Source organism: Schlegelella aquatica (assembly GCF_026013905.1).
In the GTDB taxonomy this organism is placed as follows: Bacteria; Pseudomonadota; Gammaproteobacteria; order Burkholderiales; family Burkholderiaceae_C; genus Caldimonas; species Caldimonas aquatica.
Genome location: NZ_CP110257.1, coordinates 788813 through 814656 on the forward strand (window position 1 = coordinate 788813; position 25844 = coordinate 814656).

A 25844-nucleotide genomic window follows, 5' to 3' on the forward strand; every position below is an offset into this window, starting at 1 on the left:
CAGGTGAGCTGATGCCAATCTACGCTTACAAGTGCGAGTCCTGCGGGCATGGGCAGGACGTGATGCAGAAGATCTCCGATCCGTTGCTGACGGTGTGCCCACAATGCGGCGCGTCCACCTTCCGCAAGCAGGTGACGGCGGCCGGGTTCCAGTTGAAGGGATCGGGCTGGTACGTGACCGACTTCCGCGGCGGATCGTCCTCCGGGGGCTCGTCGTCCGGGTCATCGTCCGGGTCGTCGTCCGGCCACGGCGGCGAGAGCACCTCGGACGGTGGCGGCAAGTCGGAATCCGCCCCGGCGGCCGGCGGCGCCTGCGGCAGTTCCTGTGCCTGCCACTGAAACGGCCGGCGCCCGACCGTCGGTCGGAAGCGCCGTGAGGAAGTACGTCATCACCGGCTTGCTGGTGTGGTTGCCGCTGGCCGTCACCGTCTGGGTGCTGCTGTGGATCGTCGGCGTCTTGGACGGTGTGTTCGCGGCGCTCCTGGCGGCTGCGCAGGCGGTGCTGCCGGTGTCGGTCGGCCCCATGCTGGAGCAGCTGGGCCGCATCCCGGGCCTGGGGGTGCTGCTGACGCTGGCCGGCATGTTCCTCACGGGCTTGTTCGTGGCCAACATGTTCGGGCAATGGTGGCTGCGCCAATGGGACCGCATCCTCTCGAACATCCCGATCGTCAAGTCGATCTACACCTCGGTCAAGCAGGTCTCCGACACGCTGTTCTCCAGCAGCGGCAATGCCTTTCGCGAGGCGGTGCTGGTGCAGTACCCGCGCCACGGGTCCTGGACGATCGCCTTCGTGACGGGCCGACCGGGCGGTGAAGTCGCGGAGCACCTGCACCCGCAGGACTACCTGAGCTTGTATGTGCCGACGACGCCCAACCCGACGTCCGGCTTCTTCCTGATGGTGCCGCGCGCCGACGTGCTGCCGCTCAAGATGAGTGTGGACGAGGCGCTGAAGTACATCATTTCGATGGGGGTGGTGGCGCCGCCCGCCATCGTGGACAGCCAGGCCCGCCGATTGGTGGAACTGCCCCCGATCGCGGGTGCCGAGCCGGGCCAGCGGGAATGACCACCTGCCCAGCGGCCCGATGACCGTGCGGCGGCGCTGCGGCGACCGCCCTCTCGAACCTTGGAGTGACCCCATGAGAACCACCTACGCCGGCCTCGTCAGCGAAGCGCTGCTGGGCCAGACCGTGACCCTGATGGGCTGGGCCCACCGTCGTCGCGACCACGGCGGCGTGATCTTCATCGACCTGCGCGACCGCGAGGGCCTGGTGCAGATCGTCTGCGACCCCGACCGTCCGGAGACGTTCAAGGTGGCCGAGAGCGTGCGCAACGAGTTCTGCCTCAAGGTGGTGGGCAAGGTCCGCGCGCGCCCGGCCGGCACCGAGAACCCCCACCTGACGAGCGGCAAGGTCGAGGTGCTGTGCCAGGAGCTGGAGGTGCTCAACCCCAGCGTGACGCCGCCCTTCCAGCTCGACGACGACAACCTCTCCGAGACGACGCGCCTGACGCACCGGGTGCTGGACCTGCGCCGGCCTTACATGCAGAAGAACCTGATGCTGCGCTATCGCGTCGCGATGGAGGTGCGCAAGTTCCTGGACCAGCATGGCTTCATCGACATCGAAACGCCGATGCTGACCAAGAGCACCCCGGAAGGCGCGCGCGACTACCTGGTGCCCAGCCGCGTGCACGACGGCATGTTCTTCGCGCTGCCGCAGTCGCCGCAGCTGTTCAAGCAGCTCTTGATGGTCGCGGGCTTCGACCGCTACTACCAGATCACCAAGTGCTTCCGCGACGAGGACCTGCGCGCCGACCGGCAGCCGGAGTTCACGCAGATCGATATCGAGACCTCGTTCCTTTCGGAGCAGGAGATCCGCGACATGTTCGAGGAGATGATCCGTCACGTCTTCAAGACGGTGATGGACGTGGACCTCGGCAAGTACCCGGTGATGACGTACGCCGACGCCATGCGCCTGTATGGCTCGGACAAGCCGGACTTGCGCGTCAAGCTCGAGTTCACCGAGCTCACCGACGTGATGGCCGATGTCGAGTTCAAGGTGTTCTCGGGCCCGGCGACGATGAAGGGCGGGCGCGTGGCGGCGCTGCGCATTCCCGGCGGCGGCGAGCTGAGCCGCGGCGAGATCGACGCCTACACCGAGTTCGTCAAGATCTACGGCGCCAAGGGCCTGGCCTGGATCAAGGTCAACGACGCGTCCAAGGGCCGCGACGGGCTGCAGTCGCCGATCGTCAAGAACCTGCACGACCGCGCGATCGACGAGATCATGAAGCGCACCGGGGCCCAGACCGGCGACTTGATCTTCTTCGGCGCGGACAAGGCCAAGGTCGTCAACGACGCGCTCGGCGCGCTGCGGGTGAAGGTCGGGCACAGCGAGTTCGGCAAGAAGCACGGCCTCTTCGAAGACCGCTGGGCACCGCTGTGGGTGGTGGACTTCCCGATGTTCGAGTACGACGAGGAGGAGCAGCGCTGGAACGCCGTGCACCACCCGTTCACCGCGCCCAAGGACGGACACGAGGACTGGATGGAGAGCGACCCCGAGCGCTGCGTCGCCAAGGCCTACGACATGGTGCTCAACGGCTGGGAGCTGGGCGGCGGCTCGGTGCGTATCCACCGTGCCGACGTGCAGAGCAAGGTGTTCGCGGCGCTCAAGATCGGCCCTGAGGAGGCGCGCGCGAAGTTCGGCTTCCTGCTGGATGCGCTGCAGTACGGGGCGCCGCCCCACGGCGGCCTCGCGTTCGGCCTGGACCGTCTTGTCACGCTGATGACCCGCGCCGAGTCCATCCGCGACGTGATCGCCTTCCCGAAGACGCAGCGGGCGCAGTGCCTGTTGACCGGGGCGCCGAGCCCGGTCGACGAGAAGCAGCTGCGCGAGCTGCACATCCGCCTGCGCAATCCGCAGCCGGCGCACGGCTGAGGCCGCGAGCAGGGGAGCACGAGGGGCGGCCACCAGGCCGCCCTTTGCATTTCTGGAGCCCGGCCCCATCTGGCACACAATTGGCTGGAAGCATGCCACCGGACACAGCAGCGTGAGTCCCCGCCCATACAAGATCCCGGAATCGGTCCTGGTCGTCATCCACACCGACGACCTGCAGGTGCTGTTGCTCGAACGGGCCGACCGGCCGGGCTACTGGCAAAGCGTCACCGGCTCGAAGGACCGCGCCGACGAGCCGTATGCGCGGACCGCCGTGCGCGAGGTCCAGGAGGAAACCGGCATCGTGATCGGCTCGCCGGAAGTTCCTGACGAGGCCCTGCGCGACTGGGGCCTGGAGAACGTCTACGAGATCTACCCCGTCTGGCGGCATCGCTATGCGCCGGGCGTGACGCACAACACCGAGCATGTGTTCGGGCTGCTCGTGCCCCGCGAGGTGACCGTCACTCTGGCTCCCCGCGAGCACTTGCGCTACGAGTGGCTGCCGTGGCGCGAGGCGGCCGACCGATGCTTCTCGCCCTCCAACGCCGAGGCCGTGCTGCAACTGCCCCGGTTCGTGACGCCTGTGTCGTGAAGCACCGAGGACAAGATGCCCACCCATCCCCTGAACTCCACCTTGCTGCCGTCCGGGGCCACCACCGGCGCGTCGGGCAACGACGCACTGCTGCGGGTGGCGACCTACAACATCCACAAGGGCGTGCGTGGTGTGGGGCCGGGCAAGCGGCTGGAGATCCACAACCTGGCTGAGGGCATCGAGGCCCTCGACGCCGACCTCGTGTTCCTGCAGGAGGTGCGCAGCCGCCACGACCTGGAGGCCCGGCGTTTCGCGCGCAGCAGCTTCGGCTGGCCGGCGCAGCCGCAGGCGGACTTCCTCGCGCCCGAGGGCTACGGCGTCGCCTACCGCACCAACGCCTATACCCGCGGGGGAGGCGAGCACGGCAACGCCCTGTTGTCGCGCTGGCCGATCGGGGCCGACATCTGGCATCACGACGTGTCGGACCATCGCTTCGAGCAGCGGGGCCTGCTGCACGTGCCGGTGCATTGGATGGACGTCCACCTGCACGCGATCGTCGCGCATTTCGGCCTGATCCATGCGAGTCGCGTGCGGCAGGTGGAGCGGCTCGCGCAGTACATCGCGGACCACGTTCCCGACGGCGCTCCGCTCATCGTGGCCGGGGATTTCAACGACTGGGGCGAGCGCCTGGACGGGCTCATGCGGGAGGCGGGGCTCGAGCGCGCGCTCGGGGCCGAGGGCCGGCGGGCGCTCACCTTCCCGTCGCGCGTGCCGGTGTTCGCGCTCGACCGGGTCTACCTGCGCGGGCTGCGGTGCCGCTCCACGTTCGTGCCGCGGGGCACGACCTGGGCCCGGATGTCGGACCACCTGCCGCTCGTGGCCGAGCTGGAGCGGGTGCGTTGAGCCGATGAGTGCCTTGCCATCCCCCCGCGGCGATCCGCCGGCGCCTGCCGAGCCGAGGGCCGAGACCGGCCTGGACCCGCTGCCGGCGACGGTGCAGGAGGCCTGGCCTTTCGCCTGGTACGTGCACCCCCGGCCGGTGTTCCTGGGCGGCAACCGGGTCCGGCTGCTGCGCGGCGGCGAGAAGCTCTTTCCTGCGCTGTGCGAGGCGGTGGCGCGGGCCCGGCACGAGGTGTGGTTCGCGACCTACATCTTCCACGACGACCCGGCCGCCTCGATCGTCGCCGAGGCCCTGTGCCGGGCGGCACGCCGGGGCGTGCGCGTGCGTGTGGTGCTCGACGGCTTCGGCTCGTGGAGCACGCTGCCGCGGCTGCTGCCGCAACTGCGCGCGGCGGGGGTGGCGGCGGTGGTGTTCCGCCCCATCCGGGGCTGGTGGAGTTGGTTCCAGCCGGGGCAGCTGAGGCGGTTGCACCAGAAGCTGTGCGTGGTCGACGGCGAGGTGGCGTTCGTCGGCGGCATCAACATCATCGACGACCTGCTCGACATCCGGCATGGATGGTCGCAGCTGCCGCGGCTCGACTACGCCGTCGAGGTGCGCGGGCCGGTGGTCCATCCGATCGAGCACACGGTGCGGGCGCTGTGGACGCGCGCGTCCTTCGGCCGCGACTGGCGCGACGAACTGGCCGTGCTCGCGCGCAGTCCGCATCCGATCGCGCGCGCGAAGCGCTTCTTCCGGCGCCTGCGGGCCACGCGATGGGCGGGGCTGGAGGGGGCGGCGCTCGATCCGAGCCCGGTGCGCGCGGCCTTCGTCGTGCGCGACAACTTCCGCCAGCGCCGCACCATCGAGCGCAGCTACATCGAGGCCATCCGCCGCGCCGAGCGACGCGTGGACGTGGTCTCGCCGTACTTCTATCCGGGGCGCGTCTTCCGCCAGGCGTTGGTGGCTGCCGCGAGCCGCGGGGTGCAGGTGCGGCTCTTGCTGCAAGGCAAGCTGGACTACCGCATCGCCGGGTTCGCGGCGCGCGCACTCTACGACGAGCTGCTGGTGCACGGCGTGCGCATCTTCGAGTACATGCCGGCCTTTCTCCACGCCAAGGTCGCGGTGGTGGACGACGACTGGGCGACGGTGGGCAGTTCCAACATCGATCCGTTGTCGCTGCTGGTGAACCTGGAGGCGAACGTCATCGTGCGCGACCAGGCCTTCGTGCGCGGGCTGAGCGAGGAGCTGGAAGAGGCCTTCGCCGCCTCGCGCGAGGTGACGCAGCCGGACCTGGCCTTGCCGCGGTGGTGGGGGCGGCTGCGGCGGGGCGTGGTGGCCTGGTGCGCGCACGTGTACTTGCGCGTGGCCGGCGCCACCGGGCGGTACTAGCGCGGGGCTGCCGGGCAGCCCTCGCGGGCCGGCGTGGCGATGGCCCCGGGCCCTGGCGGCCGGACGCGGGCAGCAGCGCCGGGTAAGGAGCATGGACGGCATGCGGGAGCACCGAGAGGACCTGGTGGTCGAGACGCCGAGCGGGCTGTACTGCCCGCCGGGCGACTTCTACATCGACCCCTGGCGCCCGGTGGATCGCGCCGTCATCACCCATGCCCACGCAGACCACGCCCGGGCCGGCCATCGCCACTACCTCGCGTCGGCGCGATCGGTCGGCGTGCTGCGGGCGCGCCTGGGCGACATCGAGGTGCAGGGGGTGGGCTGGGGCGAGCGCGTGGTGCACCGGGGGGTCGCCGTCTCGCTCCACCCGGCCGGCCATGTCCTCGGATCGGCCCAGGTGCGCATCGAGCATGCCGGGCGCGTGTGGGTCGTCTCGGGCGACTACCGGGTCGAGGCGGACCCCACCTGCGATGCCTTCGAGCCGGTGCGCTGCGACTGCTTCGTCACCGAGTCCACGTTCGGCTTGCCGATCTACCGCTGGCAGCCCCAGCAGGCGGTGTTCGCCCAGATCGATGCCTGGTGGCGCGCCAATGCCGAGGCGGGGCGGCCGAGCCTGCTGATGGGCTACAGCTTCGGCAAGGCGCAACGCCTCCTGGCGGGTGTGGAGGCGAGCATCGGCCCGATCGTCGTGCACGGGGCCGTCGAGCCGATCAACCGCGCCTACCGCGAGGCGGGCATCGCCTTGCCGCCCACGCACAGCGTCGCGCAGGTGCAGGACAAGGCCGCGCTGCGACGCGCGCTGGTGATCGCGCCGCCGAGCGTGCAGGGCAGCGCCTGGAGCCGCCGGTTCCCGGAGGCCAGCGACGCGTTCGCCAGCGGGTGGATGCGGCTGCGTGGCGCCCGCCGGCGCCGGGGCGTGGACCGGGGCTTCGTGTTGTCGGATCATGCGGACTGGCCCGGCCTGCTCGAAGCCATTGCCGCGACCGGTGCCCAGCGCGTGATCGTGACGCACGGCTACGAGGCGGTGATGGTGCGCTGGCTGCAACAGCAGGGCCTGGAGGCGGGGGCCTTTCGCACCGAGTACGGCGACGAGCAGTTCGGCGCCGAGGGGGGCGCCGTCGAGCCCCAGGGTGATGCGGCTGCCAGGCCTGTCGGCGCAGCGGGCACCGGGCCGCAGGCAGAGGAGGAGTGACCTTGGACGCCTTCATGCAGGCGGCGCGCCGGCTGTCGCGACGCTACCGGCCCGGGTTGTGGATCGGAGCCATCCGCCTGGCCTTCGATGCTTCGGTCGTCGAGACCGCCGAGGCGGTGGAACTGCGCCCGCCCCACTACCTGGTGGCCGTCTGGGAGCCCCCGGGCTGGACGGCGCGGCCCGACCGCCCCGCGCGCCAGGCCGTGGTGGAGGCGCCCGGGACCGAAGACGCCGTCGAGGCGTGGCGGCCGCTGCTGCCGCGCTGGCCCCAGGTGGCGGCCATCGCAGCGCCCGACTCCCGCGGCGCCCTGCTGGAGCTGATGCGCCACGTGCCGGAGGGCGAGCGCGTGTGGCTCACCGACGAGGCGGTGGACTGGCGCCTGGTGGCGGCGATCGTGCTCGAGAGCGACCGGCATTTGGAGGCGTACCACCGCGAGGGGCTGGAGGGTTTCATCCGGGCCTGCGACGAGGGCGACCTCGAGCGCATCCGCGCCGAGTACTCCGACCGCGATCCGGGCTTCGAACGCTGGCGCCTGGGGCTGCTGGGCGGCGGCGGGGCGGGCGGCGACGACCCACAGGACCCGGCGACCTGAAGGCCCGCCGCCTTGCCGCGAGTCGCGAGCCGCAACCCCGAGCCGCCGCTCCTTCGACGAGATGCCCGCATGCAGCGTTTCGCACGCCTTTACACGGAGCTGGATTCGACCACGGCCACCCAGGAGAAGGTCGCTGCCTTGCGCCGCTACTTCGGCGAGGCCGCCCCGGCCGATGCCGCCTGGGCGGTGTACTTGCTGGCCGGCGGCCGGCCGCGCCAGGTGGTGCCGACCCGCGTGCTGCGGGATGCAGCCTGCGAGGCGGCAGGCATCGACGACTGGCTGTTCGAGGAGTGCTACCAGGCGGTGGGCGATTTCGCCGAGACGGTGGCCCATGTCCTGCCGCCGCCGGCGGCCACCTCCACGCTGGGGCTGGCGGCCTGGGTCACCGAGCGCTTGCTGCCGTTGCGCGGCATGCCGCCCGAGGAACAGAAGCGCCGCGTGCGCGCCTGGTGGGACGAGCTCGACGACGCGGGCCGCTTCCTGCTCATCAAGCTGATCGGCGGCGGGTTCCGGGTCGGCGTCTCGCGCATCCTCGTGACGCGCGCGTTGGCCGAACACGCCGGGCTGGACCCGAAGTGCGTCGCGCAGCGGATGATGGGGTTCACCACGCTCGTGGCCAAGGGCGACGCGCTGCCCGACGAGGCTCGCTTCCTGGCGCTGGTGGCCCCGCAGGAGGCGGGCGCCGCGCTGCAAGCGGGCCATCCCTATCCGTTCTTCCTGGCCCACCAGGTGGACGTGCCGCTCGCGCAGTTCGACGGGAGGCTCGGCCCCGTAGGCCAGTGGTTCGCGGAGTGGAAGTACGACGGCATCCGTGCGCAGGTGATCAAGCGCGCGGGCGAGGTGTGGATCTGGTCGCGCGGCGAGGAGCTGGTCACCGACCGCTTTCCCGAGGTGGTGGCGCTGGCCGAGGCGCTGCCCGACGGCACCGTGGTGGACGGCGAGATCGTGGTGTGGAAGGACGGCCGTCCGGCGCCCTTTGCCGTGCTGCAGCAGCGCATCGGCCGCAAGACGCTGACGCGCAAGGTGCTCGCCGAGGCGCCTGCCCACCTCATCGCCTACGACTTGCTGGAGTGGCAGGGCGAGGACTGGCGCTCACGGCCCCAAGCCGAGCGCCGGGCGCAACTGGAGCGGCTGCCGCTGCCGCTCTCGCCGCTGGTGGAGGCATCGTCCTGGCAGGGCCTGGCCGCCTTGCGCGAGCAGTCGCGCGAGCGTGGCGTGGAGGGCCTCATGCTCAAGCACCGCCAGTCGGCCTACGGCGTGGGCCGCACCAAGGCCGAGGGCACCTGGTGGAAGTGGAAGATCGACCCGATGAGCGTCGACTGCGTGCTGATCTACGCCCAACGCGGACACGGGCGCCGCGCCAGTCTCTACACCGACTACACCTTCGCGGTGTGGAACCGGCCCCCCCGCGACGCCGCCGAGGCCCAGGCCGTGGTGGAGGCGATCGTCGAAAGGCGCCCGCCCGAGCCCGGCGGCTTGCAGCTCGTGCCTTTCGCCAAGGCCTACTCGGGCCTCACGGACGAGGAGTTCCGCCGCATCGATGCCGTCATCCGCCGCACCACGCTGGAGAAGTTCGGGCCGGTGCGCAGCGTCAAGCCCACGCTCGTGTTCGAGCTCGGATTCGAGGGCATCAACCGCAGCACCCGCCACAAGAGCGGCATCGCGGTGCGCTTTCCGCGCATGCTGCGCATCCGCGAAGACAAGCCGCTGCACGAGGCCGACACGCTGGCCACGCTCGAGACGCTGCTGGCGTCGAGCTGAGCCGCCTGCCTTGGCGCACCTTCGGGCCGACTGGCTGCCGGTTCGTCGGCCGGTGCCCCGTCAACCCGTGTTGCGCAGGCCGGCCGCGATCCCGTTGATCGAGATGTGGATGCCGCGCTGCACGCGCTCGTTGACCTGGCCGGCGTCCTTCTGCTGGCGGTAGCGCCGCATCAGCTCGACCTGCAGGTGGTTGAGCGGGTCCAGGTACGGGAAGCGGTGGGCGATCGAGCGCGCGAGCGCCGGGTTGGAGGCGAGCCGCTCGCGTTCGCCGGTGATCGCGGCCAGCGCGTCCTGCGTGCGCTGCCATTCCGCCTGGATCGCCGCGAAGATCTTGCGGCCCAGCCGCTTGTCCTCCACCAGCTCGACGTAGCGCGCGGCCACCGCGAGGTCGGTCTTGGCGAGCACCATGTCCATGTTGGACAGCAGGGTGCGGAAGAACGGCCACTGCTTGTGCATCTTCTGCAGCAGCGCCAGCCGCTCCTTGCTGGCCTTGGGGTCGCGCTGCAGGAAGGCTTCGATCGCCGAGCCGAAGCCGAACCAGCCCGGCAGCGCCACGCGGCACTGGCCCCACGAGAAGCCCCAGGGGATGGCGCGCAGGTCCTCGATCGCGCGGGTGGCCTTGCGCGAGGCCGGGCGCGAGCCGATGTTGAGCTCCGCGATCTCGCGGATCGGCGTGGCCGAGAAGAAGTAGTCCGTGAAGCCCGGCGTCTCGTACACCAGCTTGCGGTACGCGGACATGCTGGCGTCCGAGATCTCCCTGGCCGCTTCCAGGAAGGCGCGGGGCGCGGGCTTCGTGGGGTGCAGCAGCGTCGCCTCCAGCGTGGCGGCGACCAGCGTTTCCAGGTTGCGCCGGCCGATCTCGGGGTTGGCGTACTTGGAGGCGATCACTTCGCCTTGCTCCGTCAGGCGGATCTGGCCGTTCACCGTGCCGGGCGGCTGGGCCAGGATGGCCTGGTAGCTCGGCCCGCCGCCGCGGCCCACCGTGCCGCCGCGCCCGTGGAAGAGCCGCAGGGTCAGGCCGTGCGACTCGCGCAGCGGCCCGAACAACTCCACCAGCGCGATCTCGGCGCAGTACAGCTCCCAGTTGCTCGTGAAGTAGCCGCCGTCCTTGTTGCTGTCGCTGTAGCCGAGCATGATGTCCTGCTCGCCCCCGCTGCGGCAGATGAGCGGCAGCACGCCCGGCAGCGCATAGAACTCGCGCATGATGGGAGCGGCATTGCGCAGGTCGCCGATCGTCTCGAACAGCGGCACGACGATGAGATCGGCCACGGCCTCGCCGTCGAGCGTGCCGCGCAGCAGGCCCGCCTCCTTTTGCAGCAGCAGCACCTCGAGCAGGTCGCTCACCGTCTCGGTGTGGCTGATGATGTAGTGCTTGATGGCCCGCTCGCCATACGTCTGCCGCATGCGGTGCGCCGTCTCGAAGATGGCCATCTCGCTGCGGGTCCACTCCGAGTACGCGGCACCGCGCACCGTCAGCGGGCGCACCTCGTTGAGCAGGCGCAGCAGCAAGTGCACCTTGTCGGCCTCGGCGAGCGAGGCGTAGTCGGGCTCCACGCGGGCCATGGCGAGCAGCTCGGCCACCACCGCTTCGTGCTTGTCGGAGCTTTGCCGCAGGTCCACCGTGGCGAGGTGGAAGCCGAACACCTGCACCGCGCGCATCAGCGGGCGCAGCCGCGCCTGCGCGAGCGCCTTCGCGTGGTGCGACAGCAGCGAATGCTCGATGACACGCAAGTCCGCGAGGAACTCCTCGGCGCTCGCGTACGGATCGGAGGGCGCCACCGCGTGACGCAACGCCTCCTTGCCCGTCAGCCGCTCCAGCGTGGCCGCCAGTCGCGCATACATGCCGATCAAGGCGCGGCGGTAGGGCTCGTCCAGACGATGCTCGCTCGTGTCGGGCGAGCGCTCGGCCAGCGCGCGCAGCTCGGGCGTCACTTCCACCAGCATGGCCGAGATGGACAGCTCGGCGCCGAGCGCATGCACTTCCGTGAGGTAGTGCCGCAGCGCGACCTCGCATTGCTCGCGCAGCGCCAGCTGCAAGGTCTCGGCGGTGACGTTCGGATTGCCGTCGCGGTCGCCGCCGATCCAGTTGCCCATGCGGAAGAAGGGTGGCACTTCGTAGCCCGGCAACATGCGCTCGATCTCGCGGTACATCTTCGGGATCTCGCGCAGGAAGGTGGCGTGGTAGTAGCTCAGCGCGTTCTCGATCTCGTTGGCCACCGTGAGCTTGCTGTAGCGCAACATGCGTGTCTGCCACAGCTGCGTGATGCGGGCCCGCAACTGCGCCTCGTTGTCTTCCAGCTCGCGCTCGGTGTGCAGCTCGTCGCGCTGGTGGATGAGCTCGGCGATCTGGCGCTCGGCATCGAGGATGGACTTGCGCTGCACCTCGGTGGGGTGGGCCGTGAGCACCGGCGAGATGTAGGCGTGCCCGAGCGTGCGCGCCACGTCCTCGGCGCGCACGTCGCGCTCGGCGAGCCGCTCGAAGGTCATCGCCAGCGACCCTTCCTGCACGTGGCCCTGGCGCTCGTGGTGCTCGCGTCGGCGCACATGGTGGCGGTCCTCGGCGATGTTGGCCAGGTGCGAGAAGTAGCTGAACGCCCGGATGACCGACACCGTCTGGTCGCCGCTCAGGTTCTTCAGCAGCCGGTCGAGCGCGCGGCCGGCCTGCTGGTCGCGCTTCAGGCGGTAGGCCACGGCCAGCTGTCGGATGCGCTCGATGAGCTCGAACGCCTCCTGCCCCTCCTGCTCGCGGATCACGTCGCCCAGGAGGCGGCCGAGCAGACGGATGTCCTCCACCAGAGGCCGGTTCTTCTCGGCGGCGTCGTCTTCACGTGCCGGAGCGGGCCGCGCGGCGCGGCTGCCTGGGCCCGGCCCGCGCGTCGCGCTGCGCAGGGCGCGTTCCGCAGGGCGCGCGGGGGCGGTGCCACGGGGACGGGAGACGGGGGCCTCGGCGGGACGGGCGGCTCGGGGCATGGTTACCTCGACGGGCAAGGGGTTGGTAACAAAATTACAAACCGTCGATGGTAGCAAAGGCTCTTCGACCGACCGTGCGAAGCGGCGGGGCGTGGCGACGCCCGGGCGGCGCGCGGTGCTCGGGTAGCATCGGGCCATCATGACCACCGACACTTCCTCCTCCTGGGTCATCGCCACCCGGGAAAGCCGGCTCGCCCTGTGGCAGGCGCATCACGTGCAAGCGCTGCTGCGGTCGCGCACCTCGCGCCATGTCGAGCTGCTCGGCATGACGACGCGCGGCGACCAGATCCTCGATCGCACCCTCTCCAAGGTGGGCGGCAAGGGCCTCTTCGTCAAAGAGCTCGAGGTCGCGCTCGAAGAAGGGCGTGCGCACCTGGCCGTCCACTCGCTGAAGGACGTGCCGATGGATCTGCCGCCGGGCTTCGTGCTCGCGGCCATCCTCGAACGCGAGGACCCGCGCGACGCTTTCGTCTCAGCCCGTCACGCCTCGCTCGCGGAGCTGCCCGAGGCGGCGCGGGTCGGCACCTCCAGCCTGCGTCGCATGGTCCAGTTGCGGGCGTTGCGCCCCGACCTGCGCATCGAGCCCTTGCGGGGCAACCTGGACACGCGCTTGCGCAAGCTCGATGAAGGCCAGTACGACGCGATCGTGCTGGCCGCCGCGGGGCTCAAGCGGCTGGGGCTCGAGGCACGCATCCGCTGCGTGTTCGACGCCGACGAGATGATCCCCGCCGCCGGGCAGGGGGCGCTCGGCATCGAAGTGCGCGCCGAGCAGACCGAGCTGCGCGAGCTGCTGGCCGGGCTCAATCACGAGCCGACGTGGCTGGCGGCGCATGCCGAGCGTGCCGTCTCCCGGGCCCTGGGCGGCAGCTGCAGCATGCCGCTGGCCGCGCACGCCGTGTGGTCGGGGGGGCGGCTCGTCTTGAACGTGGCGCTGGGGGCGGCCGACGATCGGCCCACGGTGCTGCGCGCGCGCGTGGAAGGCGAGGTGCGCGATCTGCCGGCGGCCGAGGCCCTGGGGCTGCAGGCGGCCGCGCAGCTGCGCGCGCAGGGCGCCGAGCAGTTGCTGGCCGCCCACTGAGATGGGCCGGCCGAGATGAAGGTCCTCGTCACGCGGCCACGAGGCCAGGCCGAGGAGTGGGTGGCGTCGCTGCGCGGCCTGGGGCTGGACGCCGAGGCGCTGCCGTTGATCGAGATCGGCCCGGCGCCGGACGCCGCCGCCGTCGCGCGCGCGTGGCAGCAGCTGTCTCACACCGATCTCGTCGTCTTCGTGAGCCCGAGCGCGGTCGAGCAGTTCTTCGCGGCGCGGCCGACGGGCCTGTCCTGGCCGCCGGCCACCCGGGTGGCGAGCCCCGGGCCGGGCACCGACCGCGAACTGGCGCGCCAGGGCCTGCCGGCCGCCGCGCGTGTGACGCCGCCGGCGGACGCGCTGCTGTTCGATTCCGAGGCGCTCTGGCAGCTCTTGCGGCACGAAGACTGGCGCGGGCGATCGGTGCTGATCGTGCGCGGCACGTCGGGGCGGGACTGGCTCGCCGGGCGGTTCACCGAGGCCGGCGCCCAGGTGCGTTTCGTCAGCGCCTACGAACGGCGCACCCCGCAGCTCGACGCTGCCGGTGACGCGCTCTTGCGCCGGGCGATCGAGCGGCCGCGGCAGCACGTGTGGATCTTCAGCAGCTCCGAGTCCATCGAGCACCTGCAGGCCCTGTGTGAAGCGGCCGGGCTGCGGCCGCGGTGGCCGGAGTTCCTTGCGCTGGCCACGCATCCGCGCATCGCCGCCGCGGCCCGCCGGGCGGGGATAGCCGGTGTGATGGAATGCACACCCGCCGTGGCCGACGTCGTGCGGTCGATACAATCCCTCGCACCGTGAACGACACCTCTTCTGCCTCCACTCCCGCCCCTGTTCCTGCCCCGCTGGCGGGCGACCGCGCCCAGGCGCCGGTGCCCCCCGCCCCTCAGCCGCCGCGCGCCGGCGAGTCCACCCCGGGACGCGGCCTGTGGTGGATGGCCTTCGTCGGCCTGCTGGTGCTCGGCGTCGCCAGCGTGGTGCTGGCCTACCAGGCGCAGCAACGCGTGCAGGCGCTCGAGCAGGAGCTGGTGCGGCGCCAGCAGGAAAGCCAGGAGCAGGCCACCGAGGCCCGGGCCTTGGCACGCCAGGCGCAAGACCTCTCGCGTGATGCCAGCGCGAAGGTGGCCCTGATCGATGCGAAGCTTGCCGAGGTCGCGCTGCAGCGCGGACAACTCGAGGAGCTGATGCAGTCGCTGTCCCGCTCGCGCGACGAGAACCTGGTCGTGGACATCGAAGCGGGCCTGCGCGTGGCCGTGCAGCAGGCGGCCATCACCGGCAGCGCCGAGCCGCTGGTGGCGGCGCTCAAGTCGGCCGAGGAGCGGCTGCAGCGCGTGAACCAACCCCGCCTGGAAGGGGTGCGCCGCGCGATCGCCCGCGACCTCGAGCGCGTCAAGGCCGTCGGGGTGGCCGACATCTCCAGCCTCGTCATCAAGCTCGACGAAGCGGTGCGGCTGGTCGACGAGCTGCCGCTGGTCGCCTCCTCGCGCGTGCCGTCGACCGCCGCCCCCGTGGGTGGCCCGGCGCCGGGACGCTCCGCGCCCAAGGCGGCCGCCGGTGCCGCCGACACGGCCGCGACTGATCCTGAATGGCTGCAATGGCTGCGGCGCAGCGCCGAGGCGACGTGGACCGAGGTGCGCTCGTTGGTGCGCGTGACACGCATCGACCAGCCCGAGGCCATGCTGATCGCGCCCGAGCAGGGCTTCTTTCTGCGCGAGAACCTCAAGCTGCGGCTTCTCAACGCGCGCCTGGCCCTGCTCAGCCGCCAGTTCGAGACGGTGCAGTCCGACCTGCGGGTCTCGCAGCGCGCGCTGGAGCGCTACTTCGACACCGGCTCGCGCCGCACGGCGCACGTGCTCGAGCTGGTGCGGCAGGTGGCGGCGCAGGCGCATCAGTCCGCCATCCCGCGGCCGGACGACAGCTTCGCGGCGCTGATGGCGGCCGCGGCAGGACGTTGAGAGGCGGACGGCACCGGCCTATGCACGGCATCATCTGGCTGATCTTGTTGTTCGTGGCGGCCGTGGTGGCCGCCACCTTCCTCGGCGACAACGGGGCGCTGGTCACGCTGTTCTGGCCACCGTGGCGCGTGGACGTGTCGTTCAACTTCTTCCTGATCGCGCTGGTGGTGTCCATCATCGCGGTGTACTTGTCGCTGCATGCCCTGGGTGCGCTGGTGAGCCTGCCTCGACGTGCCCGCGAATGGCGCATGGCCAAGCGCGATCGCGTCGCGCAGCAGGCCTTGCGCGAGGCCCTCGGGTGGTTCTTCGCCGGCCGCTACAGCCGTGCCTACAAGGCCGCCGAGCGGGCAATGAACATCCAGCGCGAGACGCCGGATCTCGCCCCCGACCAGGAGTTCTCGCAACTGGCGCACCTGCTGGCCGCCGGCAGCTTGCACCGTCTGCAGGATCGCGCCCGCCGGGACGAGCATCTCGCGCAGGCGCTGCAAGGCGCGCGCGGCCCGAGGTTGCCGCGCCCGACCGAAGAAGGTGCGCGACTGCTCGCGGCCGAATGGGCGCTGGATGATCGCGATGCTCCGCGGGCGCTGGAACTCCTGGCCGAGTTGTCGCCGGGCGTGGCGCGCCGCACGCAGGCCCTGCGGCTGAAGCTGCAAGCCGCCCGGCTGGCCGAGCGCCCGCTCGAGGCGCTGCGCACCGCGCGGCTGCTGGCCAAACACCAGGCGTTCTCGAACACGGCCGCGCAGGGGCTGCTGCGTTCCCTCGCCTTCGAGGCGATCGAGGGGGCGCGCGACCCGGACCAGCTCAGGCGGCTGTGGCAGCAGTTCGACAGCGTCGATCGCAAGGACGTGTACGTCGCCTGCCGGGCGGCGTGCCACTTGGCTCGCATGGGCCAGGCGGACGAAGCCCGTGCTTGGCTGCGTCCCTTCTGGGACGACATCGCGAGCCGCCCGGTGGAAGAACGGGCCGAGTTGGTGCGCGCTCTCGCCGAGGCCCTACCGGGCATCGGGCCCGACTGGCTGCCGCGCCTGGAGTCCGCAGCCAAGGCGCACCCGCGGGACCTGCAACTCACCTACGCGCTCGGCCGGGCCCTGGCGGAGCTCAGGCTGTGGGGCAAGGCGCGCCAATTGCTGGAGCGCTGTGCGCAAGACGAGGCGCTTTCGGCCGAACAGCGGCGCGCGGCCTGGCTGGCTCTGGCGGACATCGCCGAGCAAGAGGGCGACGAGGCCGCCGCCAACCGGTGCTTCCGTCGTGCTGCACAAAGTGCGTGACACAACGGAAATCTTCCTGCTATACTGGCGGTCTTCGCGGCTGTAGCTCAGTTGGATAGAGTACTTGGCTACGAACCAAGGGGTCGTGGGTTCGAATCCTGCCAGCCGCGCCAAAATTGCTTTGAAGATCAACGCCTCAGAGGCCGCTGCCTCTGAGGCGTTTTTGTTTGGCGTGACTTGCTGCGTGGCTTTCCACGGGTGCCGAGTACGGCGGGCTCCACCTTAACGGTGGCGCGGCGCCTCAGCACGTCGAGCGCGGCGTTGTTCGCGATCCGGGACAGCCATGTGCGAAACCGTGCGTTCGGCTGCCACTGCGGCAACGCCTGCCATGCGCGCACGAACGCCTCCTGTGTCAGTTCCGAGGTAGCGGTTCGCATATCGTGAGTAACTGCAAGCTACCGCCCGAGACCGACGCGGCCCTGCACGGCATCCTGGCGCAGATTGCGCAGGGCACCGACGCGATGGCCGGCAAGTCGAAGACGAAGCCGCGTGACGGCGCCTTGAAGGTGGTCGCGGCGCTCGACGAGTACGGGCGCACCTTCGACCATCCGGGCTGGAAGAAGCTTCACCACTGAGTCGCAGCACACAGCCTGGGCGAGCCGCCGACGCGCCACTGCGAAGGGGGGCGTCCGGCGCACGCCCTGCGGGCGACCGGGGAGGTGCCTTTCGCGCGGCCGGCGCGCTGCTTGCTGGCGCGGTGGGACCCCTTTGCGGGGGACCGATCCTCGACCGACTCCCTGGAGGCTGTGATGACACTGCACGTTGCGAGACACCCCTGGCTGGCCCGTGGGCTGCGCGCCTGCGGAGCCGCCCTGCTCGTGATCGCTGGCGCGCTGGCCGGCCTGGCCGGTGCCCAGTCTTCGTCGCCGGCCGGGGAGCCCAAGAGTGCGAAGACCCGTGTGCTGGAGGCGGGCGCCAAGCTGATGCAGGGCAGTGCGCCGCCGGCGCGCCTCGACATCCACCTGGTCGGCTTCCATCCGATGAAGGAGGAGCCGCACCATCAGATGGAGGCGCATCACTTCTGCCGTCAGGTCAACGAGGACTTCGCGCAATGCGTGCTCTTCGACGGCAGCGGGCCCGAGGCCCGGCTCAACGGCGTGGAGTTCATCATCTCCGAGAGGTTGTTCGCCACCTTGCCGCCGGAGGAGCAGCGCTACTGGCATCCGCACAACGGCGAGATCCTCTCGGGGCAGCTCGTGGCGCCGGGCCTTCCGGCTGCGGCCGAGAAGGAGCTGATGAAGCAGAAGATGAACAGCTACGGCAAGACGTGGCACGTGTGGAACACGGGCGAAGCGGGAGACGGCGGGGATCGGCTGCCTTTGGGCCCCGCGAAGCTGGCATGGTCGTTCAACCGGGACGGTGAGTTGAAGCCGCACCTGCTGCAGCAGCGCGATCGGCGCTTGGAGATCGACTCCGCGCAGAAGCGACGGCAACGGTCCGATTTGACTTCGCTGGCCCGCCCGCAGGCCGGCGTGGACGCCTTGCGAGAGGCCTTCCCGGGCGCGCGCGAGATCCCGGGTGTGGTGGACCGCTCGGCGCGCATTCCTGGGACGGCGGCGCCTGCCTCACGGTGAGCGAGGGCGCTGCCGGCCCTCGAGCGCGTCGAGGAGGGACGCCGGGGCGGTCGATCGCCGCCGGGACCGCCGGCTACCGGCCGAGCCGGGTGGACCGGCTGCCGGAGGACGGGGCCACGCTGTGGCGGGTGTCCTCCGCGGCGCGAGTCATCTCCGGCAGTTCGGGCGCAGCCTCCGGCCTCGGCACGTCGAACAACCGGAACGCCGGGCGATCCGGATAGGTGCGCTGGAGCAAGGGCTTGGCCACGTTGAAGACGGGCGTGCCGTTGACCGTGGCGCCCTCCGGGGTGCCGCGGTGGGCATGGCCGTGGAAGACGGCATTCACGGGATAGCGGATCAGCGGGTCTTCCAGCCGGCTCGTGCCGAGGAAGGGATAGATTTCGACCGGCTCGCCGCGCACCGTGGCCTCGACGGGCGCGTAGTGCAAGAGGGCGATGCGCTCGCGGGTGCGCAGCTTGGCCAACGCCGACTCGAGCTTGAGCGCTTCATGGATGGCCTCGTTGACGAACTGCTTGATCGCTTGCTCGCCCCAGGGGCCGAGGGCGCCGCGGCCATACCCGCCGCAAAAGCCCTTGACCCCGGCGATGCCCACGCCGTGCACCTCGCACGCCTCACCGTCGAGCACGCGCACCCCGGCTTCGACGAGGATGCGGCTCACCTCCTGCGACAGCCCGGACTCGAAGTCGTGATTGCCGAGCACCGCGACGATCGGGATCGAGACGACCGAGAGCTCTTCGGCCAGCACCTTGGCCTCCTCGGGCAGACCGTAGTCGGTGAGGTCGCCGCACAGCAGCAGCGCGTCCGCGGATTCGCCCGCCTGGGCGAAGAAGTCGCGCAGCTGACCGCGGGCCTCCCGGGTGCAGTGCAAGTCACCGACGGCAGCGAAGCGTACGGAGCCGCTCGGGGTGCGGGCCGCGCCGCGGGTGCTGGGATGGCGGGAAGAAGGAGCGGAATGGGTGGTCGTCATGGCACGGCATGGCTAGCAGGCGACGTGCCGGCCAGGCCGCAGCGCGCGGGCACAGCGGTTGCCCCGCAAGCCTGCACGATGGACCGAAGGGTGATCGAGATGAACTGCACCACCTGCGACAGCCCGTTGCTGGACGACGTGGACGAGGCCACCGTCGACTTCTATCGGGCGGTGTTGCAGACGCTGACGCGAAGGCGGTTGCCCTTCCTCGTGGGCGGCGCCTTCGCGTTCAACTGCTGGACCGGGGTGCAGCGCCCCACGCGCGACCTGGACCTTTTCGTGCGGCGCGATGACTTCGAAGCGATCGCCCAGGCGCTGCGCGACGCGGGACACGAGGTGGAGCTGACCTTTCCCCACTGGCTCGGCAAGGTGCGCGCGGGCGACGAGTACATCGACCTGATCTTCAGTTCGGGCAACGGCATCGCGGTGGTGGACGACGAATGGTTCGACCATGCGGGCGACGCGACGGTCTTCGAGGTGGACGTGCGCATCTCGCCGGTGGAGGAGATGATCTGGTCGAAGGCGTTCATCATGGAGCGCGAGCGCTACGACGGCGCCGACGTGGCCCACCTGCTCCACGCCCACGCCGCCCGCATGGACTGGGAGAGGCTGTTGAGGCGCTTCGGCCCGCATTGGCGCGTGCTGCTGAGTCACCTGGTGCTGTTCGGGTTCATCTACCCGGCCGAGCGCCATCGGGTGCCCGCCGACGTGGTGGAGCGGCTGCTCGGTCGGCTCCAGGGCGAGTTGCATGCCCCGGCCCCCGTGGAGCGCCTGTGCGGCGGCACGCTCCTGTCGCGCGAGCAGTACCTGGGCGACGTGGAGCAGCAGGGCTACCAGGATGGCCGCGTCGCTCCCTTCGGCAACATGACCGAGGAGGAGGTCGCGCTGTGGACCGAAGCCATCCCCGAGCGGCCGTCCGCGGCGGCCGAGGGGGCGTGATGCGCCGTCAGGTCCGCTCGTGTCGTTCCAGCCAGTGATAGCCGTAGGGCTCCATCTGCATGTGGAGCCGGCCTTCGCGCGGCGCTTCGCAGTACCGGTCGCTCAGGATGTCGTGGTTGCAGCCGTCGATCGCCTCGACGGGCAGTGACACCGGGACTTCGCCGGCGCTGAGGTTGTGGAGCAGCACGAGGCTGCGTCCTCCGTGTTCGAGGCGGTGCGCCAGCACTTCGGGGCGGCCGCTGTCCAGCCAGCTGCAGGCGCCCTCACCGAACTGGCGGTACTCCTTGCGACGGCGCAGCATCCGCTCCAGCCAGTCCAGCAGCGAATCCGGGTCGCGACGCTGACGCTCGACATTGACCGTGCGGTAGCCATACTCGCCCTCGGCGATCACCGGCAGGTAGCACTGCCGGGGTGGCGCGGTCGAGAAACCGCCGTTGCGCTCGGCGCTCCACTGCATGGGCGTGCGCACGCTGTTGCGGCCTTCGAGCGAGAGGTCGTCGCCCATGCCGATCTCGTCGCCGTAGCGGAGCACGGGGGTGCCGGGCAGCGTGAGCATGAGGCTGTGCGCGAGTTCCAGCCGCCGGCGGTCGTTGCCGAGCATCGGTGCGAGCCGCCTGCGAATGCCGCGGCCGTAGAGCTGCATCTGCGGCTGAGGCCCGAAAGCCTCGAAGACCTCCTGGCGCTGCGCCTGCGACAGACGCCCCAGATCGAGTTCGTCGTGGGTGCGCAGGAAGTTGTTCCACTGGCACAAGGGCGGGATCGGCGGCAGCTGCCGATACGCGCGCAGCAGCGGCTCCGCCTGTCCGCGCGCCAGGGCGAGGAACAGGTGCTGGTTCGCCCAGAAGTTGAAGCACATGTGGATCTTGTCGCCCTGGCCGAAGTAGTCCTCCACCTCCTCGGGGGGCAGGTTGGCTTCGGCCATCAGGCACACCTCGCCGCACAGGGTCTGCACGTGGTGGCGCAGCTCGCGCAGGTACTCGTGCGACTGCTCGCGCCGCCCCGGCGGGGCTCCTTTCATCTCGATGACAAAGGGCAACGCATCGACACGGAAGCCGCTCACGCCGAGTTGCAGCCAGAAGCCGGTGATCTTCTCGATCTCGCGGCGCACCGCCGGGTTGGCGATGTTGAGCTCGGGCTCGTGGTGGTAGAAGCGGTGGTAGTAGTAGGCGCCGGCCTGTTCGTCCCAGCTCCAGGTCGTGCGCTGCTCGCCTTCGAAGACCATGCCCTGGTCGGCATCCGGCGGCCGGGTGGGCGACCACACGTAGTAGTCGCGGTAGGGCGACGAGGGGTCGGTTCGCGCGGCCTGGAACCACGGGTGATCGATCGACGTGTGGTTCACGACCAGGTCCACCATCACCCGTATGCCCAGATTGCGGGCCTGGCGCACGCATTCGACGAAGTCCCCGAGCGTGCCGAGCGACGGGTCGACCGAGTAGTAATCGCTGATGTCGTAGCCGTTGTCGCGCAGTGGCGACGGGAAGAACGGCTGCAGCCAGACGGCGTCGATGTTCAGCCCGGCCAGGTAGTGCAACCGGCTGCGCAGGCCGTCGAAGTCGCCGATGCCGTCGCCGTTGCCGTCGGCGAAGGTGCGGACGTCCAGGCAGTAGATGAGTGCGTTCTTGTACCAGTGCTCAGCCATGGGGGGCCTTCCTTGCGAGTTGCATCAGGTGCCATGCGCGCAGACACTCCGCGACGCTCCATGCCTGCGCCACGCACCCTTCGGGACGGTGGGGCGGCTGCGCGTCGAACACCTCGCTGACCTGCCCGACGCCAGCGGTGCGCAGGTGCTCGAACAAGGCGTCCAGGAGCGGCGCGAGCGCGCTGGCCGGCGTGCCGGCCTTGAGGCTCGCCTCGACATACGGCCCCAGCAGCCAGGGCCACACCGTGCCCTGGTGGTAGGCGGCGTCGCGCTCGCGCAGGGCACCCCGGTAGTGAGGCCGATAGGCGGGCTCGTGCGGCCCCAACGTGCGCAAGCCGTAAGGGGTGAGCAGATCGCGCCGCAGGGTCTCGAGCACCGGGCCCCAATGACCCGGCGCAAGAATCGGGTGGTCCAGCGAGATCGCGAAGACCTGGTTGGGTCGCAGGCTCGCGTCGTCGCCGTCGGGCCCGTCGATCACGTCCTTCAGGTGGCGGCGCTGCGGGTCCCAGTAACGTCGCTGGAACGAGGCCTGCGCGCGCTCGGCCAGGTGCCGCAGGCCCTGCACCGGCCGCCGGCGGGCTTCGGCCCATCGCGCCATCCAGTGCAGGGCGTTGAACCACAGCGCCTGGATCTCGACCGGCTTGCCGCGTCGCGGGGTGACGACCCACTCGTCCACCTTGGCGTCCATCCAGGTGAGTTGGTAGCCCTCGGCGGCCGCATGCACCAGGCCGTCTGCCGGATCGACTCCGATGCCGAAGCGCGTGCCGCCCAGGTGGCGTTCGATGATCTCTTCCAACTGCGCATAGAGCTCGTCGACGAGGCTCTCGTCGCCGGTGTGGGCGTGGTAGCGGGCGACGGCGTGGAAGAACCACAGGGTCGCATCGACGGTGTGGTAGAGCGCCTCGCGTCCGCCTTCGGGAAAGAGGTTGGGCAACAAGCCGTCACGCACGTACCGGCCGAAGGTGTGGAGGATCGCGCGGGCCTCCTCGTGGCGGCCGGTGAGCAGGGTGAGCCCTTCGAGAGAGATCATCGTGTCGCGGCCCCAGTCCGCGAACCACGGGTAGCCGGCGATCACGCTGCGGAAGGCGGCCGGCACCTCGGCCTCGTCGGTGTCCAGCCGCGTGCCGGGTTCGACGATGAACGCATCGGCGGCGAGCACCCAGCGCGCTGTCTGCGCGTCGGCCGCAGCGCCGGCGCGCACGAGCAGCGCCGCGGCGCGCTCCTGCTCGCGCCGCCATTCGGTCTCGAAGTCGCGCGGCGGCTCGGCGCCTACCCACATCGCCAGCGTCACCGGCTGGCCCTGGCGCAGCAGGGTGCGCCACCGCCCGGGGCTGTGCAGGTCGGCCACGTGGTCGTAGCCGCGCGCCCGCTCGGTCTCGAAAAGCACGTCGCGCACCGTCTGCGGCAGCGCCTCGAACTCGCCCTCGCCGCTGCACGCCACATGCAGCGCGATTCCGTCCGTGCCGACGCGGCCGGCGAACACCGGGTGGTCCGGCCGGCCGCCGTGCGCCAGGGCCATGCGTGGGCCGCCCCTCGGCAGGGCTTCGTCGTGCCGGCGCAAGTCGAGGTAGGGGCGCAGTTCCAGCGGGCGTTGCGGGCCGCGGAGCAGCGTCCATTGCACCAGCGTCGCATTGCGGCCGTGCGGCATCAGCGCGCGACGCTCGACGATCGCGCCGTCGACTTCGTACGTCCACACCGGCAGCACGCCTTCCAGTCGGAACCCGCGCAGCCGCGCGCCTGGCACGGCGGAAGGCTCGGGCCGCTGCGCACCACCGCCCAGCACGAGGCGCCGCCCCTTTGCCTCCAGTACCTGATCGAGCGCCGGCACGAGCACGTGGCGGCCACGAGGCCGTGAGAGGCTGGCGACGAGCCAGCCGTGGTAGCGGCGCGCGGGGCCGGCGTCCAGGCAGCCGAACGCATAGCCGCCCAGGCCGTTGGTGCACAGCCATTCCCGCTCCCACGCAGCCTCGGCCGACAGGCAAGCGCCGTCGAGCACGAGGCGGGGCAGGGTCGGGGGCGTCGGTTGCATGGTCGCAGCGGGCCAGAGGCGGTGTCGCCGGTGGCCGGCAACGCGCGTGCCGGCCGGTGTGAGCGGCGGTGCGAGTGGCGTGCGAGTGGCGGTGCGAGTGGCGGTGCGAGTGGCGGTGCGAGTGGCTGGCTGCTGGGCCGGCCTGAATGCGAACATAGGGGGATGCGCATTCAGGTGCTTTCCGACCTCCACCTCGAAACCTATCCCGATTACCACCCCCGTGTCGCTGCCGGCGTGGACGTGCTCGTGCTGGCGGGCGACATCGGTTCTTACCAGCGCGGTTCGCGGCTGGACGAGCCGGACTTCGGCCTGCGCCGGTTCGCTCCCGCGCTCGGCGCACCGTGGCCGCGGGTGCTCTACCTCCCCGGCAACCACGAGTACGACGGGCTGGACTACGACGAGACGCGTGCTCGTCTGCAGGAGGCGTGCAACCGGCTGGGCATCGATTGGCTGGACCGCAGCACCCGGGTGATCGGGGGCGTGCGCTTCGTCGGCACGACGCTCTGGGCGGATTTCGATGCCCTGGCCCAGGAAGCCATCGCCCGCGGTGACGAGGACGAGGTGCAGCGGTTGCGCGGCAAGGCCTTCCGCGCCGCGAACTACTACCTCTCCCACCACACCACGCTGCGCGACGGGCGCCCCTTGTTGGCCGACGCGCTGCGGGATCTGAGTTTGGATTGCCAGGCGTGGCTCACCGAGGCACTGGCCACGCCGCACGACGGGCCCACCGTCGCCGTCACGCACTTCGCACCCAGCCTGCGCAGCGCCGACCCCCGCTACGGCCTGGTGCCCGGCACGGCCGGGTTCTGCAACGCGCTCGACGACTTGCTGTCGCTGGCCGATGTGTGGATCCACGGCCACCTGCACCACCGGGTGGATTACGTGGTCGAGGGGCAGCGCGGCGGGCGGCCTTGGCGTTGTCGGGTCGTCGCCAACCCGATGGGGTACGCCCACAAGGGGGAGCAAGCCGGCTTCGACGATGGCTTCACGCTGGACTTGGACGGCCCTCGGCGGTCGGCGGGCTGAACGGCGCCGCCTCCAGCGAGCGGGCACGACCGGCGGCCTTCGCGCGGTAGAGGGCCTGGTCGGCACGTCGCACCAGGTCGTCCAGCGTCGCCGCTTCGCGGAAGCCGGCGATTCCGGCGCTGTAGTCCAGGCTCTCGCCCCCTGGCAGACGCACCGCCTGCTTCACTGCCGTGCGCAATCGCTGGTCCAAGCGGCGTGCCGCGTCCACCTCCGCGCGGGCCAGCAAGATGCCGAACTCCTCGCCACCCCAGCGCACGGCCAGGTCGCCACGCCTCAGAGAGCTCTTCAGCACCTTCGCGAAGGTGCGCAGCACCTCGTCGCCCAGGGCGTGTCCGTGGCGGTCGTTGACCTGCTTGAAATGGTCGATGTCCAGCAAGATGAACACGCCCGGATCGGCGTGCCGCCGCGCCTGCGCGAGCAGGGCTTCGCTGCGCACGGTGAAGGCGCGGCGGTTGAGCAGGCCGGTGAGGCCGTCGGTGTCCGCCAGCCGGCGCAGCGCGCGGTCGGCCTCCTCGTGCCAGGCCACCATGAAGCCCAGCATGCTGAGCACCAGGCAGATCTGGTTGACGAGCGCTGCAGCCACGTTGAGCGGATGCGGTGCGCGGTAGTAGGGGTAGAGCTCGGTGAAGAAGGCCCCGAGCACGCCGCGCCCGACCGTCACGCAGGCGAGGGCGGCCAGGGCGACGAACACGAGCCAGCGCCAGGGACGCATGCGCTCGGCGGCAGGCCAAGCCAGTGCCAGGCAGACGAGGGCCATCTGCAGCGCAAGGCCGAAGTTGGACCAGCCGACGCGCCACGCGTAGCTGTCGAAGCCGAGCCCGTAGCCCAACGGCGTGAGCACGAGCGCCCAGGCCATCCAGCGACCGCCAGGACGCGGCCCCAGCCACGCGCGCGCGGCCGCCCACATCGCGCCGAAGCTCGCGCCGATGAAGGCCATCGACAAGGTGCTGAAGAACTGATCGTGCAGGCGGGGAGCCGCGAGGAACGCGAGCCATCCGAGCGCCTGCGAGACGGCGCTCGCCTGAATCCACCGAGCGCCGGCGCTGGAGCGCCAGCCGACGACGGCCGGCAGGGCCAGTGCGACCGCAAAGACACAGAGCATCAACGAGACGAGCAGTGTCTGGACGTCCAGGCTCATCTC

Annotated in this window: 23 protein-coding genes and 1 tRNA gene; 18 read left to right on the forward strand and 6 right to left on the reverse strand. The window is 70.8% G+C overall.

Going from position 1 to position 25844, the window contains the following annotated elements:
* Nucleotides 1–11: 11 nt before the first annotated feature.
* From OMP39_RS03560 to OMP39_RS03600, 9 genes are all read left to right on the forward strand, one after another.
* Nucleotides 12–338, forward strand: a complete 327-nt coding sequence (locus tag OMP39_RS03560; RefSeq protein ID WP_264893432.1) for an FmdB family zinc ribbon protein — start codon at nucleotides 12–14, stop codon at nucleotides 336–338.
* A gap of 34 nt (nucleotides 339–372) precedes the next feature.
* Nucleotides 373–1062, forward strand: a complete 690-nt coding sequence (locus OMP39_RS03565; protein WP_264893433.1) for a DUF502 domain-containing protein — start codon at nucleotides 373–375, stop codon at nucleotides 1060–1062.
* A 73-nt stretch (nucleotides 1063–1135) separates the two neighbouring features.
* Nucleotides 1136–2929: an aspartate--tRNA ligase gene (gene aspS / locus OMP39_RS03570; RefSeq protein WP_264893434.1), complete on the forward strand. Its 1794-nt coding sequence runs from the start codon at nucleotides 1136–1138 to the stop codon at nucleotides 2927–2929.
* 112 nt (nucleotides 2930–3041) lie between these two features.
* Nucleotides 3042–3518, forward strand: a complete 477-nt coding sequence (nudB, locus tag OMP39_RS03575; RefSeq protein WP_264893435.1) for a dihydroneopterin triphosphate diphosphatase — start codon at nucleotides 3042–3044, stop codon at nucleotides 3516–3518.
* Nucleotides 3519–3533: 15 nt separating this feature from the next.
* Nucleotides 3534–4361: an endonuclease/exonuclease/phosphatase family protein gene (locus tag OMP39_RS03580; RefSeq protein WP_264893436.1), complete on the forward strand. Its 828-nt coding sequence runs from the start codon at nucleotides 3534–3536 to the stop codon at nucleotides 4359–4361.
* 4 nt (nucleotides 4362–4365) lie between these two features.
* The gene (gene clsB, locus OMP39_RS03585) at nucleotides 4366–5727 is read left to right on the forward strand and encodes a cardiolipin synthase ClsB (RefSeq protein WP_342454873.1); all 1362 of its coding nucleotides are present in this window, start codon (nucleotides 4366–4368) and stop codon (nucleotides 5725–5727) included.
* 100 nt (nucleotides 5728–5827) lie between these two features.
* A complete protein-coding gene (locus OMP39_RS03590; RefSeq protein WP_264893437.1) occupies nucleotides 5828–6919 on the forward strand; it encodes a ligase-associated DNA damage response exonuclease in 1092 nt (363 codons plus the stop codon).
* Nucleotides 6920–6921: 2 nt separating this feature from the next.
* A complete protein-coding gene (locus OMP39_RS03595; protein WP_264893438.1) occupies nucleotides 6922–7512 on the forward strand; it encodes a hypothetical protein in 591 nt (196 codons plus the stop codon).
* A 69-nt stretch (nucleotides 7513–7581) separates the two neighbouring features.
* Complete coding sequence (locus OMP39_RS03600; protein ID WP_264893439.1) at nucleotides 7582–9273, forward strand: ATP-dependent DNA ligase; 1692 nt, start codon at nucleotides 7582–7584, stop codon at nucleotides 9271–9273.
* Nucleotides 9274–9333: 60 nt separating this feature from the next.
* On the opposite strand, the gene ppc is transcribed toward OMP39_RS03600, so the two are convergent.
* Complete coding sequence (gene ppc / locus OMP39_RS03605; RefSeq protein ID WP_264893440.1) at nucleotides 9334–12243, reverse strand: phosphoenolpyruvate carboxylase; 2910 nt, start codon at nucleotides 12241–12243, stop codon at nucleotides 9334–9336.
* Between the two features lie 139 nt (nucleotides 12244–12382).
* Between ppc and hemC the strand changes: the two genes are divergently transcribed.
* The 5 genes from hemC to OMP39_RS03630 all read left to right on the forward strand — a co-directional run bounded on the left by hemC (nucleotide 12383) and on the right by OMP39_RS03630 (nucleotide 16642).
* On the forward strand, nucleotides 12383–13321 hold the full coding sequence (hemC, locus tag OMP39_RS03610) for a hydroxymethylbilane synthase (RefSeq protein WP_264893441.1): 939 nt from the start codon (nucleotides 12383–12385) through the stop codon (nucleotides 13319–13321).
* Between the two features lie 15 nt (nucleotides 13322–13336).
* Nucleotides 13337–14107, forward strand: a complete 771-nt coding sequence (locus OMP39_RS03615) for a uroporphyrinogen-III synthase (protein ID WP_264893442.1) — start codon at nucleotides 13337–13339, stop codon at nucleotides 14105–14107.
* Entirely contained in the window at nucleotides 14104–15261 is a 1158-nt protein-coding gene (locus OMP39_RS03620; protein ID WP_264893443.1) for a uroporphyrinogen-III C-methyltransferase, read from the forward strand. Before OMP39_RS03615 ends, OMP39_RS03620 begins: the two co-directional genes overlap by 4 nt.
* A 20-nt stretch (nucleotides 15262–15281) precedes the next feature.
* Entirely contained in the window at nucleotides 15282–16529 is a 1248-nt protein-coding gene (locus tag OMP39_RS03625) for a heme biosynthesis HemY N-terminal domain-containing protein (protein WP_264893444.1), read from the forward strand.
* 36 nt (nucleotides 16530–16565) lie between these two features.
* A tRNA-Arg gene (locus OMP39_RS03630) sits at nucleotides 16566–16642 on the forward strand.
* Between the two features lie 15 nt (nucleotides 16643–16657).
* Here the strand turns inward: OMP39_RS03630 and OMP39_RS03635 are convergent.
* Nucleotides 16658–16906: an RNA polymerase sigma factor gene (locus OMP39_RS03635; RefSeq protein WP_264893445.1), complete on the reverse strand. Its 249-nt coding sequence runs from the start codon at nucleotides 16904–16906 to the stop codon at nucleotides 16658–16660.
* A 3-nt stretch (nucleotides 16907–16909) separates the two neighbouring features.
* On the opposite strand from OMP39_RS03635, the gene OMP39_RS03640 reads away from it, so the two are divergent.
* Both OMP39_RS03640 and OMP39_RS03645 read left to right on the forward strand, forming a co-directional pair.
* Nucleotides 16910–17104, forward strand: a complete 195-nt coding sequence (locus OMP39_RS03640) for a hypothetical protein (protein WP_264893446.1) — start codon at nucleotides 16910–16912, stop codon at nucleotides 17102–17104.
* A gap of 174 nt (nucleotides 17105–17278) precedes the next feature.
* Nucleotides 17279–18103, forward strand: coding sequence for an OBAP family protein (locus tag OMP39_RS03645; RefSeq protein WP_264893447.1), 825 nt, complete (start codon nucleotides 17279–17281; stop codon nucleotides 18101–18103).
* Nucleotides 18104–18176: 73 nt separating this feature from the next.
* Here the strand turns inward: OMP39_RS03645 and OMP39_RS03650 are convergent, their stop codons facing one another.
* Nucleotides 18177–19070 (reverse strand): metallophosphoesterase family protein, encoded by an 894-nt coding sequence (locus OMP39_RS03650; RefSeq protein ID WP_264893448.1) that lies wholly within the window; start codon nucleotides 19068–19070, stop codon nucleotides 18177–18179.
* Between the two features lie 78 nt (nucleotides 19071–19148).
* Here OMP39_RS03650 and OMP39_RS03655 point away from each other — a divergent pair, with 78 nt between their 5' ends.
* Nucleotides 19149–20009, forward strand: coding sequence for a nucleotidyltransferase family protein (locus OMP39_RS03655; RefSeq protein ID WP_264893449.1), 861 nt, complete (start codon nucleotides 19149–19151; stop codon nucleotides 20007–20009).
* A gap of 7 nt (nucleotides 20010–20016) precedes the next feature.
* On the opposite strand, the gene OMP39_RS03660 is transcribed toward OMP39_RS03655, so the two are convergent.
* Both OMP39_RS03660 and OMP39_RS03665 read right to left on the reverse strand, forming a co-directional pair.
* Complete coding sequence (locus OMP39_RS03660) at nucleotides 20017–21648, reverse strand: alpha-amylase family protein (protein ID WP_264893450.1); 1632 nt, start codon at nucleotides 21646–21648, stop codon at nucleotides 20017–20019.
* Nucleotides 21641–23677 carry an amylo-alpha-1,6-glucosidase gene (locus tag OMP39_RS03665; RefSeq protein ID WP_264893451.1) on the reverse strand — a complete coding sequence of 679 codons (2037 nt, stop codon included), beginning with the start codon at nucleotides 23675–23677 and terminating at the stop codon, nucleotides 21641–21643. Before OMP39_RS03665 ends, OMP39_RS03660 begins: the two co-directional genes overlap by 8 nt.
* 162 nt (nucleotides 23678–23839) lie before the next feature.
* Here OMP39_RS03665 and OMP39_RS03670 point away from each other — a divergent pair, with 162 nt between their 5' ends.
* A complete protein-coding gene (locus OMP39_RS03670) occupies nucleotides 23840–24703 on the forward strand; it encodes a metallophosphoesterase (protein WP_264893452.1) in 864 nt (287 codons plus the stop codon).
* Here OMP39_RS03670 and OMP39_RS03675 read toward each other — a convergent pair.
* Nucleotides 24663–25841 carry a GGDEF domain-containing protein gene (locus tag OMP39_RS03675; RefSeq protein ID WP_264893453.1) on the reverse strand — a complete coding sequence of 393 codons (1179 nt, stop codon included), beginning with the start codon at nucleotides 25839–25841 and terminating at the stop codon, nucleotides 24663–24665. The genes OMP39_RS03670 and OMP39_RS03675 overlap by 41 nt on opposite strands.
* Between the last annotated feature and the right edge of the window lie 3 nt (nucleotides 25842–25844).

Coding starts and splice junctions, on each gene's coding strand:
- OMP39_RS03560 (WP_264893432.1), top strand. CDS start 12: ATGCCAATCTACGCTTACAAGTGCGAGTCCTGCGGGCATGGGCAGGAC.
- aspS (WP_264893434.1), top strand. CDS start 1,136: ATGAGAACCACCTACGCCGGCCTCGTCAGCGAAGCGCTGCTGGGCCAG.
- OMP39_RS03580 (WP_264893436.1), top strand. CDS start 3,534: ATGCCCACCCATCCCCTGAACTCCACCTTGCTGCCGTCCGGGGCCACC.
- clsB (WP_342454873.1), top strand. CDS start 4,366: ATGAGTGCCTTGCCATCCCCCCGCGGCGATCCGCCGGCGCCTGCCGAG.
- OMP39_RS03590 (WP_264893437.1), top strand. CDS start 5,828: ATGCGGGAGCACCGAGAGGACCTGGTGGTCGAGACGCCGAGCGGGCTG.
- OMP39_RS03600 (WP_264893439.1), top strand. CDS start 7,582: ATGCAGCGTTTCGCACGCCTTTACACGGAGCTGGATTCGACCACGGCC.
- ppc (WP_264893440.1), bottom strand. CDS start 12,243: ATGCCCCGAGCCGCCCGTCCCGCCGAGGCCCCCGTCTCCCGTCCCCGT.
- hemC (WP_264893441.1), top strand. CDS start 12,383: ATGACCACCGACACTTCCTCCTCCTGGGTCATCGCCACCCGGGAAAGC.
- OMP39_RS03615 (WP_264893442.1), top strand. CDS start 13,337: ATGAAGGTCCTCGTCACGCGGCCACGAGGCCAGGCCGAGGAGTGGGTG.
- OMP39_RS03625 (WP_264893444.1), top strand. CDS start 15,282: ATGCACGGCATCATCTGGCTGATCTTGTTGTTCGTGGCGGCCGTGGTG.
- OMP39_RS03635 (WP_264893445.1), bottom strand. CDS start 16,906: ATGCGAACCGCTACCTCGGAACTGACACAGGAGGCGTTCGTGCGCGCA.
- OMP39_RS03645 (WP_264893447.1), top strand. CDS start 17,279: ATGACACTGCACGTTGCGAGACACCCCTGGCTGGCCCGTGGGCTGCGC.
- OMP39_RS03650 (WP_264893448.1), bottom strand. CDS start 19,070: ATGACGACCACCCATTCCGCTCCTTCTTCCCGCCATCCCAGCACCCGC.
- OMP39_RS03655 (WP_264893449.1), top strand. CDS start 19,149: ATGGACCGAAGGGTGATCGAGATGAACTGCACCACCTGCGACAGCCCG.
- OMP39_RS03660 (WP_264893450.1), bottom strand. CDS start 21,648: ATGGCTGAGCACTGGTACAAGAACGCACTCATCTACTGCCTGGACGTC.
- OMP39_RS03665 (WP_264893451.1), bottom strand. CDS start 23,677: ATGCAACCGACGCCCCCGACCCTGCCCCGCCTCGTGCTCGACGGCGCT.
- OMP39_RS03670 (WP_264893452.1), top strand. CDS start 23,840: ATGCGCATTCAGGTGCTTTCCGACCTCCACCTCGAAACCTATCCCGAT.
- OMP39_RS03675 (WP_264893453.1), bottom strand. CDS start 25,841: ATGAGCCTGGACGTCCAGACACTGCTCGTCTCGTTGATGCTCTGTGTC.